The sequence below is a fragment of the Bacillus sp. S10(2024) genome (assembly GCF_050473865.1).
Lineage (GTDB): Bacteria > Bacillota > Bacilli > Bacillales > Bacillaceae_G > Bacillus_A.
In genome coordinates this window covers 167,326-183,250 of sequence record NZ_JBFLUR010000002.1, presented here as the reverse complement: position 1 = coordinate 183,250, position 15,925 = coordinate 167,326, and the positions used below count along the sequence as shown (strand labels likewise).

At 37.4% G+C, this 15,925-nt stretch carries 13 protein-coding genes; 2 read left to right on the top strand and 11 right to left on the bottom strand.

Annotated elements, in window-relative coordinates; genetic code table 11:
* The 4 genes from buk to AB1280_RS01015 all read right to left on the bottom strand — a co-directional run bounded on the left by buk (position 1) and on the right by AB1280_RS01015 (position 5,566).
* Positions 1–1,104: a butyrate kinase gene (gene buk / locus AB1280_RS01030; protein WP_272186919.1), complete on the bottom strand. Its 1,104-nt coding sequence runs from the start codon at positions 1,102–1,104 to the stop codon at positions 1–3.
* Between the two features lie 87 nt (positions 1,105–1,191).
* Positions 1,192–2,292, bottom strand: coding sequence for a leucine dehydrogenase (locus AB1280_RS01025; protein WP_090913935.1), 1,101 nt, complete (start codon positions 2,290–2,292; stop codon positions 1,192–1,194).
* Positions 2,293–2,396: 104 nt separating this feature from the next.
* Complete coding sequence (gene yqiS / locus AB1280_RS01020; protein ID WP_429754613.1) at positions 2,397–3,296, bottom strand: phosphate butyryltransferase; 900 nt, start codon at positions 3,294–3,296, stop codon at positions 2,397–2,399.
* Positions 3,297–3,493: 197 nt separating this feature from the next.
* Positions 3,494–5,566: a sigma 54-interacting transcriptional regulator gene (locus AB1280_RS01015; protein ID WP_429754612.1), complete on the bottom strand. Its 2,073-nt coding sequence runs from the start codon at positions 5,564–5,566 to the stop codon at positions 3,494–3,496.
* 139 nt (positions 5,567–5,705) lie between these two features.
* On the opposite strand from AB1280_RS01015, the gene AB1280_RS01010 reads away from it, so the two are divergent.
* A complete protein-coding gene (locus AB1280_RS01010) occupies positions 5,706–5,939 on the top strand; it encodes a DUF2627 domain-containing protein (protein ID WP_272186916.1) in 234 nt (77 codons plus the stop codon).
* 238 nt (positions 5,940–6,177) lie between these two features.
* Here AB1280_RS01010 and AB1280_RS01005 read toward each other — a convergent pair whose 3' ends face one another.
* Entirely contained in the window at positions 6,178–6,906 is a 729-nt protein-coding gene (locus AB1280_RS01005; RefSeq protein ID WP_429754611.1) for a glycerophosphodiester phosphodiesterase, read from the bottom strand.
* 563 nt (positions 6,907–7,469) lie between these two features.
* Between AB1280_RS01005 and AB1280_RS01000 the strand changes: the two genes are divergently transcribed.
* Complete coding sequence (locus tag AB1280_RS01000) at positions 7,470–7,616, top strand: YycC family protein (RefSeq protein ID WP_081904752.1); 147 nt, start codon at positions 7,470–7,472, stop codon at positions 7,614–7,616.
* Between the two features lie 201 nt (positions 7,617–7,817).
* Here AB1280_RS01000 and spo0A read toward each other — a convergent pair whose 3' ends face one another.
* From spo0A to dxs, 6 genes are all read right to left on the bottom strand, one after another.
* Positions 7,818–8,612, bottom strand: coding sequence for a sporulation transcription factor Spo0A (spo0A, locus tag AB1280_RS00995; RefSeq protein WP_272186900.1), 795 nt, complete (start codon positions 8,610–8,612; stop codon positions 7,818–7,820).
* Between the two features lie 345 nt (positions 8,613–8,957).
* Positions 8,958–10,259 carry a SpoIVB peptidase gene (spoIVB, locus tag AB1280_RS00990; protein WP_429754610.1) on the bottom strand — a complete coding sequence of 434 codons (1,302 nt, stop codon included), beginning with the start codon at positions 10,257–10,259 and terminating at the stop codon, positions 8,958–8,960.
* 119 nt (positions 10,260–10,378) lie between these two features.
* The gene (gene recN / locus AB1280_RS00985) at positions 10,379–12,118 is read right to left on the bottom strand and encodes a DNA repair protein RecN (protein ID WP_272186898.1); all 1,740 of its coding nucleotides are present in this window, start codon (positions 12,116–12,118) and stop codon (positions 10,379–10,381) included.
* A gap of 279 nt (positions 12,119–12,397) precedes the next feature.
* Entirely contained in the window at positions 12,398–12,847 is a 450-nt protein-coding gene (gene argR, locus AB1280_RS00980) for an arginine repressor ArgR (protein WP_028411221.1), read from the bottom strand.
* 155 nt (positions 12,848–13,002) lie between these two features.
* Positions 13,003–13,842: a TlyA family RNA methyltransferase gene (locus AB1280_RS00975; RefSeq protein WP_429754609.1), complete on the bottom strand. Its 840-nt coding sequence runs from the start codon at positions 13,840–13,842 to the stop codon at positions 13,003–13,005.
* A 3-nt stretch (positions 13,843–13,845) separates the two neighbouring features.
* A complete protein-coding gene (dxs, locus tag AB1280_RS00970; protein ID WP_429754608.1) occupies positions 13,846–15,738 on the bottom strand; it encodes a 1-deoxy-D-xylulose-5-phosphate synthase in 1,893 nt (630 codons plus the stop codon).
* Between the last annotated feature and the right edge of the window lie 187 nt (positions 15,739–15,925).

Genomic DNA, 15,925 nt, shown 5'->3' with positions numbered 1-15,925 from the left:
TCAACCCCTAGCTACTGTTTCTTTTTCACGTACAGCATACTCTTTTGCAGTTTCTTCATCACGAAGTACACGAAGTGCACCTTCTGCTAATGCTTGTAATTCATCTTCACCCGGATGCACAATAACATCTGCAATCCAATGAACACGTTCTTTAATTTCATCAACAAGAATTTTACTATATGCAAGCCCACCCGTTAAAACAATGGCATCTACTTTGCCATGAAGAACTGCACTTGCCGCACCAATCTCTTTTGCAACTTGATATGCCATTGCTGTATAAACAAGCGTTGCTTCAGGATCGCCTTGTTCTACCATTTTCTCTACTTTAATTGCATCATTTGTACCAAGTAAGCTTACTAAGCCACCTTGTCCAACGATTTTTTTCATCATTTCATCACGGTAATAGTCACCAGAGAAACACATTTCCACAAGCTGACCTACTGGAACCGTTCCTGCACGCTCTGGGCTGAATGGTCCTTCTCCATTTAAACCGTTATTTACATCAATAACTTTTCCTTCTTTATGAGAACCAATCGAAATACCGCCACCCATATGTGCAATGATTAAATGTAAATCTTCATATTTACGATCAAGTTTTTTTGCAACTTTACGTGCTACTGCTTTTTGGTTTAGCGCATGAAAAATACTTCTTCGCTCCATGCCAGCTATCCCACTTATACGAGCGATATCTTCCATTTCATCTACAACTACTGGATCGACAATAAACGCTGGAATGTTAAGTCCAGAAGCAATTTCATATGCTAAAATTCCACCTAAATTAGAAGCATGGTGACCACTATAACCATTCTTCAAATCTTCTAGCATTGCTTCGTTTACTGTATACGTACCGCCTTCAATCGGACGAAGTAGTCCGCCGCGACCACATACAGCATTTAATTTAGAAATATTAATGCCATGAGAATGCAGAACCTCTAAAATAGTTTGCTTACGAAATTCATATTGATCAATGATACGCTTATATTTCCCAATCTGTTCTTCGTCATGACGAATTGTTTCTTCTAAAACAGGTCTTTCATTATCAAAAACACCAATCTTCGTAGATGTGCTACCAGGATTAATGACAAGAATTCGATTCACGGACAAGACTGCTCCCTCCAGCATTTATTTAGAAAGACAGTAGCAACTGCTAAATGAAGCTGCTACTGCTTTCACATTTATTTTTTCTATGAATTAGCGACGGCTTAAAATGTTATGGCCGTTACTTAAAAATGTGCTGCGTGTATTTTTTAAGCTTGCGATGCGCTCTTCAGCAAGACGATCCGCTGCCACATATGTTGGCACACCATCACGTTTTGAAATTGAAATTACTTTTTCAATTGTGTCATAAATTGCTTCTACACGTTTTAATGCACGTTCTCTATTGTATCCGTATAACTCGTCCGCTACGTTAATTACGCCGCCCGCGTTAATAACATAATCTGGTGCATACACGATACCCATTTCATGAACGATATCACCGTGACGATCTTCTTTTAATTGGTTATTTGCAGAACCAGCAATTACTTTCGCTTTTAATTGTGGAATTGTTTCGTCGTTTACTGTTGCTCCTAGTGCACATGGTGCATAAATGTCACATTCTACACCGTAAATTTCGTTTGGCTCAACAGCAGTTGCACCAAATTCTTCTACAGCACGTTGCACAGCTTCTTTATTAATATCTGTAACAATTAATTTTGCCCCTTCTGCATGTAGGTGTTTGCATAAGTGATAAGCCACATTTCCTACACCTTGAACAGCAATTACTTTACCTTCTAAGCTATCTGTACCAAACGCTTCTTTTGCAGCTGCTTTCATACCAACGTATACGCCATAAGCAGTTACTGGAGATGGGTTACCAGAAGAACCGAATGAAGGTGAAATACCTGTTACGAAATCTGTTTCTTCATGAATAATGTCCATATCATCTACAGTTGTACCAACATCTTCAGCTGTGATGTAACGACCATTTAATCCTTGAATGTAACGTCCTAATGCGCGGAACATTGCTTCGCTCTTATCTTTGCGTGGATCGCCGATAATAACTGTTTTTGCACCGCCTAAGTTTAAACCAGCTGCTGCGTTTTTATATGTCATACCTTTTGCAAGACGAAGAGCATCTTCAATTGCAGCTTCTTCAGAATCATATGTCCACATTCTTGTTCCGCCAAGAGCTGGTCCAAGAGTTGTGTCATGAATTGCAATAATTGCTTTTAATCCTGATTCTTTATCTTGACAGAACACAACTTGCTCGTAATCGTAAGTTTCTAAGTATTTGAAGATTTCTAATGTCATTGTAATTTCCCCCTTGATATGTTTACCATTTTCCATTTTAGTCCGTTATACCGGATTCATTTCCTTAATCATTAATGAAAATAAAACATGTATTGCAAGAAAGTTTATTTAGAAGCAGTCGCAACTGCCAATGCTAATGAATGCACTTTTGTTTCTGCTGAATCGGCGCGAGATGTTAACACAATCGGCGCCTTCGCTCCAGCGATAATCGCTCCTACTTTTGCATCCGCAAAATATACAAGCGATTTATATAATACATTTCCAGCTTCAATTGTTGGGACGAGTAAAATATCTGCTTTACCAGCTACATCGCTTTGAATTCCTTTATGCTCGGCTGCAATTTGTGAAACAGCAATATCTAAAGCAAGTGGTCCGTCAATGATACAATTTTTAATTTGTCCTCGACGATTCATTTGCGTTAACATAGCTGCATCAATCGTTGCTTGCATTGCAGGATTTACAACTTCTACAGCAGCAATTGGAGCTACTTTCGGTACTTCTACTCCTATTGCCCGGGCAACTTCAACTGCATTTTGTGCAATCGCCGCTTTTTGCTGTACATCTGGAGCGATATTCATCGCTGCATCTGTTAAGATGATAAAGCGATCGTAATTCGGTACTTCAAAAGCTGCAACGTGTGATAACACACCGCCTTTACGAAGACCCCACTCTTTATTTAATACTGCTTTCAAAATATTAGCTGTTGGAATATTGCCCTTCATAAGTACATCCGCTTCTCCACCACTTACAGCTTTTACCGCTAATTCAGCAGCTTCTGCGTTAGATGTAGTAGAAATTACTTCAATATGTTCTGAAGGTCCTAATCCATGCTCTTGTAACATACTAAGAATTGTTTCTTGATTTCCATATAGACGAAATTGAGCTAACTGTAATTGTACAGCCATTGCAACGGCTTCAATTACTTCATGATCTTCAGCTACTGCAACAGCAACTGTTTTTTTCGGTTGCTTTGCCGCTTGATCAATTAAAGTTTGTAACTTCATATTTTGTAATCAACCCTTCCTCGTCGTCCCTCGCTTATATATTAAAGCAAATATCGTGCCAACTTTTTAATTTCATTTAAATATTTTTGAAAACGCATTCAAAACGTAGAAAAATCAACATTTTGTAACTACACAAAAAATTCTGTCTAATACTGTCGTATTATGCATACCGCGCAAATTATTGCGTGGTATGCAAATTATTGCGTGCTATTTTTTGCACACTCATACTTTTCTAGCTTATAATATAAATTTCGAACCGAAATCCCTAGCGCTTGTGCTGTTTTTGTTTTGTTCCCATTAAATCTAGACAAATACTCATGAATAATATTCCCCTCAAATTCAGCCACTAAATCCTCAAGAGGTCTTTCTTCTAATTCAGGAAGTAAATTACTCCCTATAAGTTCATGTTGGTCCTCATGATGTAACGGTGGCAAATGATGTACATCAATATACATTTCGTTATAATTCATAAAAATAATCGCTCGCCCTAAAATATTTTCAAGCTCACGAACATTTCCCGGCCAATCATATGATTGTAAATACTGCACCGCTGATTCCGTTAATCCCTCAACATTACGTCCATAATCTTGATTAATCTTTTGAATTAATCGCTCAGCAATTTCACCAATATCCTCTTTACGCTGACCAAGTGATGGAATATGAATCGGAATTTTATTTAACCGATAATATAAATCTTCCCGAAAATCACCATCTAAAATTGCCTTTTCTAAATTCACATGCGTTGCAGCAATAACTCGAACATTAATTGGAATCGGCTTCGTACCTCCAACTCTCACGATTTCCTTCTCTTGCAACACACGAAGTAACTTCGCTTGTGTATTCGCAGACAATTCCCCTATTTCATCTAAGAAAATACTCCCATTGTTCGCTTCTTCAAAAAAACCACGTTTTCCCCCGCGACGCGCTCCGGAAAACGCACCTTCTTCATAACCAAACAGTTCACTCTCTAATAACGATTCAGAGATTGCTGCACAGTTTACACGAACAAACTTATTGTACTTCCGATTGCTGCCATTATGAATGGCGTGCGCAAACAATTCTTTTCCAGTTCCTGATTCCCCGCGCAGCAGTACCGTCGCTGGTGTATTCGCCCCTAATTTCGCTTGTTCAATCGCTGCCACAATTCCTTCTGACGTTCCAACGATATCGTCGAATGAATACTTTGCTTCTAACGTACGAATAATTTGTCTTGCCCTATTTAATTCATTTGTTAATTTTTGAATCTCGGATACGTCGCGAATTACCCCGACACTCCCCTTTAAAATCCCATCAACAATAACTGGAGCTACGTTTACAATAACATCCCTCTTCTTTTGCCCAATTTTCATATGAATACCACGTACTGCCCTACGCGTCCGTAGCACTTTCATATGCATACTTTCTCCTTCTACAATATCCGTTGTCGCTGGCTTACCAATAATATCTTCCTCTGAAAGACCCGTTAATTTTGTGTAAGCCGGGTTAATGACAAGTCCTCGCCCTTGCTCATCGACAACAGAAATTGCTTCTTCAGAAGAATGAATAATCGCTTCTAACAACGTTTGAATTTCTTTTAAATCCGTTACCTCTTCGGCTAAATTTACAATTTCAGTAATATCTTTAAAAACCGCAAAGGCCCCTTGCACCTCTCCAACTTCATTTAAAATCGGAATACGTGTTGAAATAATTTTCTTCCCATTATCTAATGTTAATTCTTGATTAATCTCAATTTGCTTCGTACGAATAATCCGAAGCAACTTACTTGTTGGGATCACTTCTAAAATATATTTATCAACAACTTCTTCTCTTTTATATCCCGTCATCCGTTCCGCACTTTTATTGAACAACAATACTTGCCCTTCTTTATCAACAACAATCATACCATCGTGCGTCGAATTTAAAATAAGATCCCGCTGCTGCGTTTGATCTTTTAATTTCCCAATCAACATTTCTTTTTCATGCGCAAGCTTTACAACGATATTCGCAACATCCCCTGGGACAAGCAGCACATCTTCTTGTTTCTTCACCAAAATTTGTTCATACACACTATAATCACCTGTCATATCAAAAATGACATCAATATCCTCACGTATAAACACTTCCCAGTTACTTCCGGTAGAAATATAAAGACTCTTTGCAAGTTGAATTCCCTTTGCTTTTTCATTAATATCCACAATTGCAACTACTTCAAATATATTTGATTTTTGCAATAGACCTAAAATCGCACTTCCTCCAGCACCCGCTCCAATAATTAATGCCCTTTGTTTCATATGCTACCAATCCTCCCGCAGCATCTCTGCAAAATTTTTCACACCTCTATCTTACTTCTTCCAAAACCCCTTGACAAACGAACATAAATTATCACATGATTTTGTATATACAAAATCATCAGAAAAAGGGGACTTCCTTATGCAACGTTATCTCGCTCTCCTATTAGCAGTTATCCCTATTTCACTAGCTGTAGTAGGCATTAAACTGATGAGAGATACCGTTTTCGGTATTCTCTTCTCTCCAATCCCTGCATTATGGTTACAATTTGTAATTGGAGTACTGTGTTTCGCAATTGGTTTTTATATCTTTGGCGGCTTCGTTTTATATCGCGACCGAAAACGAAATAAAGTACAAGCTCGATTTCGAAGATAAAGTGAAACTTCCATTCGAAGGTGCTTTTCCTTCGAATGGTTAGTTGAACCAATCGGCTTTTACGGACGGTTATTTTCCGCTTCTCTCCATCTTGAGGCGAGATCTTACCGCCCACGAATAGCGGGATAAAGTGAAACTTCCATCAGCGGGTGTTTTTCTCCCAATTCTCTTTTTTTCTTCTCTTTAAGTCTCAGTATTGTTTCCCATAAAAAAACGAGCCCCCTCATAAAGAAAGGACTCATTTTACACCTTGCATTATCTTTTTCACACACTCTGGATAGTCTGTAATAACAGCCGTCACATTCATCTTTAAAAATTTCCTTATTGCTTCTTCATCATTAATTGTATACGGACGCACAAATACACCATTTTCCATCGTTAACTCTACAATTCCATCCGAAATATACCGGTAGTTTGGATGAATAGCACTCGCTCCCATCTTTTTCGCGTAAGCCCACGGGCTATGCAATCCATCCTTGTATAAAATTGCCGTTTCAATATCAGGAGCCATCCTATGACACTTTTTCATACTATAATGATTAAAAGAAGATAGAATCGTTCGCTCCTCCATACTATATTTTCGAATAAGAGTAATTACCTCTTCTTCTAAACCAAGGTACGGCACTTTATTATTCTTAAATTCAATATTCAGAAAAAGGTTGTTTGTTTTCAGCCACTCTAACACTTCTTCCAACAAAGGAACGTGCTGCGCACCGACCTTATCATAAAATGTATAACTCGCATCTAACGCACGTAAATCTGCATATACATAATTTCGAACAGGCCCCTTTCCATTAGTCGTTCGATTTACAGTCTCATCATGAATGACAACAATTTTGTTATCTTTTGTGAAATGCACATCTAATTCAATCCCATCAGCCCCAAATTTCTCTGCCGCCCGAAAAGAAACCATCGTATTTTCCGGATACGTTCCAGCAGCTCCGCGGTGCCCAAAAATAAGCGTCATCTTCTCACCTCAAATTTTATCCCTCTATTCGCGGGCAGGAAATACTCCCACCTCCAAATTCGGCGAAATCATTGTCCATTTCCACATTTCTTTGTTGTCCAGCTCTAGCAGCTAGAACCCTCCGGTCGTTCCGTCCCCTTGGACGAGGAAAAAAGTACCTCTCCGCCTTATGCGTGGGCGTCCTGCGATTCTGAGCGAGCCGCTTCCGCTTTTCTTAAGAAGTTAGGCGGGAGATAAACTGCTGGCATGCGCCCGATTGGTGAGAGCTAATAATCAGCGGGGATGAAAAAACCCCCTACTGATTAAAGTTTCACTTTATCTCACTTTAAAAGTTAACAAAAAATCATTGCAGGTTGTAAATCAAACTATATATTTTTCAAGATATAAATCGCTGCTATGTAGAATACAAAATGCATGCGGCAGGCTTCTACTCGTAACCAGTTGCTCATTTATGTCGTTTTTTCAACTTGCATTTACATAATCATACGACCTGTTATCATCCCCCCCTCTCCACTTATGCTCATTTCACTTTATGTTATACTATACAAAAAGGAGGTACTTTTATGAGACCATTACAACTTTCACCAGAGACAGCTATTAAGTTATCAAAAGCTCTCGGTGTTCCACTTGAACAGCTTATGCATATGCCTCAGCATATTTTAATTCAAAAACTCGTTGAATTAGAAAAACAAAATCAAGAGAAAGAATAGGCAGTCCTGTTGTGTACAGGACTTTTCTTATAACGCTTTAATTTGCTAAAACAAAAAATGAACATTCCTTTCATGACAGTTATCTAAAACTCCCAAAAAGAATGTTCATCGGTTTGTATATCAATCATTTATTGATTAAGCAAGCGTTATGCGCACTTTTCTTTCATAAGCAAAACTACTCATTAATTCCTACTGTTATTTTTAACTCGCTTTATGTTCAAGCCTTAACTTATCCGCCACCATCGCGATGAATTCGGAATTCGTAGGTTTTGCTTTTGACATGGATACTGTATAGCCAAATAAAGAAGAAATGGACTCAATATTCCCACGGCTCCAAGCAACTTCAATCGCATGACGAATTGCACGTTCTACACGACTTGCTGTTGTATTATATTTCTTTGCGATATCAGGATATAGTACTTTTGTAATTGATCCAAGCAATTCAATGTCGTTATAGACCATAGAAATTGCCTCGCGCAAATACATGTATCCTTTAATATGGGCTGGTACACCAATTTCATGAATGATACTCGTAATGCTTGCATCTAAATTTTTCGGTTTTCCATCAGATGTTGTTACAGAACGAAAAGCTGATAGCGGTCGTTTAATGGTAGCGCTTGATTTTCCGCTAACTTGACGAATATGACTCGTTAAATTTTCCATATCAAATGGTTTTAAGATAAAATATGACGCCCCCAAATCAACAGCCTTTTTCGTCACATCCTCCTGTCCAAACGCTGTTAACATAATTACATTCGGTTGTTTAAAACGATCAATATGACGCATTTTTTCTAGTACTGCGAGACCATCTAAATGCGGCATAATAATATCGAGAACAAGTACATCTGGTTGTCTTTCTTTTAATAAATTTAAGCACTCTTGACCATTATACGCTACACCAATTACTTCCATATCATCCTGAGCAGCAACATAACTCTCTAACATAGATACAAGTTCTTTATTATCATCCACGAGACACACTTTAATTTTCTCCACAGCTTTTCCTCCCTAACTAATGATTTCTCCCGGCAGAAAGTATTACCTTCTAGACTACATGAATTGTTCGACAATTATGTGAAAATCCCCTTTAAAACTTTCTTAAATTCCGAAAAAATCACAAAAAAAGATTTTTATCGTCCATTTCTTAGTGTTCTTTTACATATTCCATCATATGATTACAGCCGAATATGCATGCTCTACTTTTATTTTACAACAAAAAACACCCGTTGCGAATCTTTTGTAACATTTCAACGGCTTTACAAGAAATTTTTTATCAATCAGGAGATTTCTTCTCTTCCCAACTTTAAAAAACAAACAAAAAAAACAAGCTGAATACAAAGTTCAGCTTGCTTTTTTCTGATCTGTATAAATATTGATCCCTGCTTCATGTAGCATCCACTCAATATGAACACCATATCCAGATGTTGGATCATTTACGAATACGTGCGTTACAGCCCCAACTAATTTTCCATCTTGTACAATTGGACTACCACTCATTCCTTGTACGATTCCACCTGTTTTTTCTAATAAGCGTTTATCTGTAATCTTTACAACCATTCCTTTTGTTGCAGGAAACTTTTGCGGAACTGTACTTACAATTTCTATATCGAACGCTTCTACTTTATCTTGATCGATAACTGTCAAGATTTTCGCAGGTCCTTCTTTCACTTGATGAGAAAGGGCAATCGGAAGCGCTTCATCCATAATTCCATTTTTCATTTCTGTATTTAACTTACCAAAAATACCAAATGGACTATTCGTTGTAATATTACCAACAACTTCATGATCTGGTGAAAATCTTGCTAATTTCTCACCTGGATCTCCATTGCTCCCACGTTCAATAGATGTTACTGTCGAACGAACGATTTGTCCATCTTCAACTTGAATTGGTTTTTTCGTATCATTGTCAGAAATCACATGACCGAGCGCGCCGTATTTCATTGATTCTGGATGAATGAATGTCATCGTTCCAATACCTGCAGCTGAGTCACGAATGTACAACCCAATTCGATACGACTGTTCTCCACCATCTTTTTGTGGAGTTAATTTTGTTCGAATATATTTTCCCTCTCTTAGCAAAACAAGATTAAGCGATTCCCCTGTTTTCCCGCTATTATGAATAAATGGTGCAATATCACTCATTCGTTCAATTGTTTTACCATTTATTTCAGTAATCATATCCCCTACTTGTACACCTGCGAGCTCACCTGGAGATACTTTTCCTTTTTCTGTTTGAATTAAATGATGTCCTACAACAAGTACCCCTTTTGCATTTAATTTCACACCAATTGATTGTCCACCTGGAATTACTTTGAAATCTTTTAGTACTTTCACATTTACTTTTTTCACAGGTAATCCTGCAAGCTCATAAACCATATCAGCTTCTCCACTTTGATGTGCATTTACTGAAATTGTTTTTTCACTAGCAAGCCCAGAAGCAATCGTAAAAATTGTTTCATCAGTTGATTTTGTTTGAAATACAGGCAAAGAAGATACTTTTGAATCTTGATTTTGAAATATAACAAGTTGCTTTGGAAATGAAATAAACTCACGAAGTGGTTTATAACACCCAATAAAGACAAGTGAAACAAGGAGACAAATCCCTATGATTTTTCGAAATTGCTCTAATTTCAAACTTTTCACTCTCCTCGCTCCTAACCCACATTCAGCCAAGCGGCTTCATTTTTTAATGTCTCCTTGCTATCATCTCTTTATAACCGGAAGAATTAAGAAATCATTACTGTTAACAAAAAAGCTATCCATTACTGGATAGCTTCTGCTGCTTGTTTAAAACAACGCGCCTGCGAAAGCAACTCTCTTGCATGCTCCGTTGTTAAGTCAGTAATTTCCACACCAGAAATCATACGAGCAATTTCAGTTACCTTTTCATCTTGACTGAGTACAGTAACAGATGTAACCGTGCGTTCATTCGCAATTTGTTTACGAATAAATAAATGAGAATCTGCCATGGATGCAACTTGTGGTAAATGTGTAATACATAGCACTTGTGAATTGACAGAAACGCGATAAATCTTTTCAGCAATCGCTTGCGCAACACGTCCGCTTACTCCGGTGTCTACCTCATCGAAAATAACAGAGGCAACTCCTTGATGTTTAGAGAAAATACTCTTTAACGCCAATATAATACGGGATAATTCCCCTCCTGAAGCTACTTTAGAAAGTGGCTTTAACGGTTCTCCTGGGTTCGTGGAAATATAAAATTCTACATTGTCATACCCATTATATGTCATTTTGACAGGAGCTCCCTCAACAAGAGGATCGTCAATTGTTCCTTCTTTTTTCTTTAGCATTACTTCGAATTTTGTTTTTTCCATGTACAGCTCTTTTAATTCTTGATGAATGGCCGTTGTTAATCGATTCGCAAGATCATGACGCAAATCACTTAGTAACGTCGCCTCTTTCACTATAAGCTGTTCGATTTCTTTTAGTTTCTTTTTCGTCGTTTCAATGTGTACATCTTTATTTTCAATCGTAAATATCTCTTTTTCAATTTCATCCGCATACGCTAAAATCTCTTCTACAGTATTTCCATATTTACGCTTTAACATACGAATTTCATTTAAACGTGTTTCAATTTCATCTAAACGATTTGGATCGTACTCCATCATATCTAATTTTTCACGGAGCTGATAAGCTACTTCTTCTAATAAATAATAACTATTTGCAATCGCATCGTAATTTTCTTGATATGCAATATCCAAATCCGTAATGCTCTCCATTTGATTCATTGCATTTCGAACATGATCTAAACCAGAACGTTCTTCCGTTAATGAACGATACGAATCACTCAATACCTTATAAATTTTTTCGAAGTTCGAAATCTTCAATCGTTCTTCTAATAAATTTTGCTCTTCATCTATTTTCAAGTCCGCATTTCGAATCTCTTCATGTTGAAATTGAATTAAATCTAGACGATGTGCCATTTGTTGCTCATTCTCTGTTAAAGAGTGCAATTGTCTTTTTAATTGCTCATATTCCCTATACACATTTTGATATTTTTCTAACTGAACTAAAATATGATCTCCCTCAAAATGATCAAGCATAAATAAATGGCGGTCTTCATTCATCAAATCTTGCGTTTCATGCTGTCCATGAATATCGACAAGCGTTTTCCCTATTTCCTTTAACGTACTCAATGTAACAAGCTTTCCATTGACACGGCATACACTTTTTCCACTGACAGAGATATCCCGTTTTAAAATGATCATGCCATCTTCAATTTCAATATCAAGTTCTTCTGCTTTCATAGCACAAGGATGCTGTTCATCTTCAATATAAAATAAACCTTCAATTTCAGCTTTATCCGTCCCATAACGTACAAATTCCGCTGAGCCACGTCCCCCAACAAGAAGACTAATTGCATCAATAATAATGGATTTTCCAGCGCCCGTTTCACCACTTAATACAGTGAGCCCTTTTTGAAAAGAAATGTTTAATGATTCTATAATAGCAAAGTTTCTAATCGATAATTCCGATAACAATGCCTCATTCACCTCGTTATTTCATTCACACTCCGCATGGGAGGCTTAAACTATTTACACATACATTCTTCCGTTACTTCTTTTTGATGGAGAATATGTTATGTAACCTGCTTCATTGTACCAAACATTTGTTTTTACGGTCAATGCAGCAATAATGATATTCTTATCTGGAAATATACATTTTCACATGCTATTCTATGATTTTTATGTCTCCATAACAAAAATATCTTGTTTGCTTATTTACTCTTCTGAGTAATAAAACAAACAAGATTCTTTTTGTTACAGCATATTTAAAAAGCGATTCGATACAACTCCTGTATCTTCAGGTGTACGGCAAATAATTAAACACGTATCATCACCGCAAATTGTGCCAATAATTTCATCCCATTCTAAATGATCTATCAGCGCACCGAGAGCATGTGCATTACCTGGTAATGTCTTTAACACAAGCATATGACCAGCTGTATCTAATTTAACAAACGAATCAACCAGATTGCGTTTTAATTTTTGAAGTGGATTAAAACGTTGATCAGCTGGTAAGCTATATTTATAGCGTCCATCATGAAGTGGTACCTTCACTAAGTGTAATTCTTTAATATCTCGTGATACCGTTGCTTGTGTTACATTAAAACCTTCGTTACGTAAAATATCCACTAGCTCGTCTTGTGTTTCAATTTCTTTATTTGCAATAATTTCTCGAATTTTAATATGGCGCTGCCCTTTATTCATATTTTTGCACCTCGCACTATCTCTTACCGTAGTTTTACCATTGTTATACTTCACTTATTTATGTTAACGTATAATCGGCTACTTGTACATAATTGTTTTTACAATCGTTATACAATTCTAACTTTCTATATGAGTAAAAAGAGGAATAACAATTGTTATTCCTCTTTTCCTTTTTGTTTCAAGGCTTCATGAGCTTCTTTCACAATTTCCTCCGCTTGAACAGGTGATTGATTTTCTCCCCGCTCACGCTCACCATACCATTTTAAATGTATTAAAAATTCAATGTTCCCGTCTCCGCCTGTAATTGGAGAAAATGTTAAGTTTTGAACATCGTAACCTTCTGCTAGCGCAAAATCGACAATCATTTCTATAACTGCTTCATGTACTTTACGGTCCCGAACAATTCCCTTTTTCCCCACTTGATCTCGCCCAGCTTCAAATTGCGGCTTAATAAGTGCTGCAACTTCACCATCAGGTGTTAACATCGTTTTCAATACAGGTAAAATTAATTTCAAAGATATAAACGATACATCAATGCTTGCAAATTGCGGTAATCCTTTTTGCAAATCAGCAGGTGTTACATAGCGAAAATTCGTCCGCTCCATTACGACAACACGCTCGTCCTGTCTTAATTTCCATGCAAGTTGGTTATACCCTACATCTAAAGCGTATGAAAGCTTCGCACCATTTTGCAAGGCACAATCCGTAAATCCACCCGTTGATGAACCAATATCCAGCATAATTTTATCTTGCAAATCTATATGAAATATCTCTAACGCCTTTTCTAATTTATATCCACCACGGCTTACATACCGCATTACTTGCCCTTTTAATGTAATTTCTGTATCTTGCGGTATTTTTTCACCAGGTTTATCTAAACGCATTTCATTTGCATATACAAGCCCTGCCATAACGGCACGCTTCGCCTTTTCTCTTGTTTCAACAAGTCCTCGTTCTACTAATAGTACATCTACTCGTTCTTTTTTTCCGCTCATTTGTTACGCCCTTTTTTGTTTTAATGGAATCATTGTACAAATACGTTCAACAACAGCATCTGTTGTTAAACCAATTTCTTCGAGAAGTTTAGAGACACTGCCATGTTCAATGAAATGATCTGGAATACCCATACACTCAATTAGCGCATTATGATATCCATGTTCACTAGCGAACTCTAACACACCAGAACCAAATCCTCCAATTAAACAAGCCTCTTCAATTGTTAAAATTGGCATATTCTTTCCTAATAACTCATGCAAGTATGCTTCGTCCATTGGCTTAATAAAGCGGGCATTTACAACCTTTACAGAAATCCCTTTCTTCTCAAGGGACTCTGCCGCTTCCATGGCCATTGGAATTGTCGTACCAAATGTTAAAATCGCTACTTGTGATCCTTCACGAAGCGTTTCCCATGTACCGATTGGAATTTCTTTAAACTCTTCATCCATAGGCACACCAAGTCCATTTCCACGCGCGTAACGAAGCGCAATTGGTCCATCTTCGTAATTGATTGCTGTATATACCATATGTTGACCTTCGTTTTCATCTTTTGGCATCATCAAAACGATATTCGGAAGATGACGTAAAAATGCGATATCAAATATACCTTGATGCGTTTCTCCGTCAGCTCCTACTAATCCTGCTCGATCAATCCCGAAAAAGACATTTAAATTTTGGCGACATACGTCATGAACAACTTGATCATAAGCGCGTTGTAAAAATGTAGAATAAATCGCTAAAAACGGCTTCATGCCTTGCGTTGCTAAACCAGCTGCCATTGTTACTGCATGCTGCTCAGCAATCCCTACATCAAACATACGATTAGGAAATTCTTTTGCAAATTTTTCAAGCTTCGACCCAACCGGCATTGCTGGCGTCACAGCAACGACACGCTGATCATTCTTCGCTAATTTACGAACCGCTTCACTAACAACGGCACTCCATGCCGGTGCAGCTTCTTTTGGCTTTACGAAATCACCAGACTCAATTTTGTACGGTCCTGTACCATGCCAAGTTCCAATTACATCACTTTCAGCTGGCTTATAGCCTTTTCCTTTTTTCGTAATGACATGAACAAGAACAGGTCCTTTCGTTTTCTTGGCATATTGAAGATTTTCAAATAAACTTTCATAATCATGTCCATCAACAGGCCCTAAATATGTAAAGCCTAACTCTTCAAAAAACACACCCGAAACGAGTAAATACTTTAAGCTATCTTTTACTTTTTCGGCCGTTGCAGCTACTTTACCACCGACAGCTGGGATTTTTTTCAATAAGTATTCTAGTTCATCTTTTACCCATTGATATTTCCCTGCTGTACGCAAACGTCCAAGTACGTTATGCAATGCACCAACGTTTGGGGCAATCGACATTTCATTATCGTTTAAGATAACCGTCATATCTGTTTGTTCATGTCCAATATGATTGAGTGCCTCAAGTGCCATACCACCTGTTAATGCACCATCACCAATAATAGGAACAATGTACTCTTTCGTTTTCTTTAAATCACGAGCAAGTGCCATTCCCATGGCAGCAGATAAGGAAGTAGAACTATGTCCCGTTTCCCATACATCATGTTCACTTTCACAACGCTTTGGAAAACCACATAAACCTTTATATTGTCTCAATGTGCCAAATTCCTTTGCACGTCCCGTTAAAATTTTATGTACATAGGATTGATGTCCTACATCCCATAAAAATTTATCTCTTGGACTATCAAATATTTTATGCAAAGCAATTGTGAGTTCTACTACACCTAGATTTGGAGCAATATGTCCACCTGTTTGAGAAAGCTCTTCAATTAAAAACTTTCGAATATCTTCACTTAAAGCTTCTAGCTCGCTTATAGACATATCCTTCAAAAAATTAGGATTTTGAATTTGCGTCAGATCCACCAGGATCACTCACTTTCGTTTCATAATCTTTCATCATGTCAACTACTATACATCCGTAAAATATAGTTGCACTTAATTGTATTACAAAAATCAAGCATATTCTTTATTTTATCCCGCCTTAACTGGGATAAAGAAAACCCCACTGTTGGAAGTTTCACTTTATACGATGAAAAAAGAGCCGCTAACA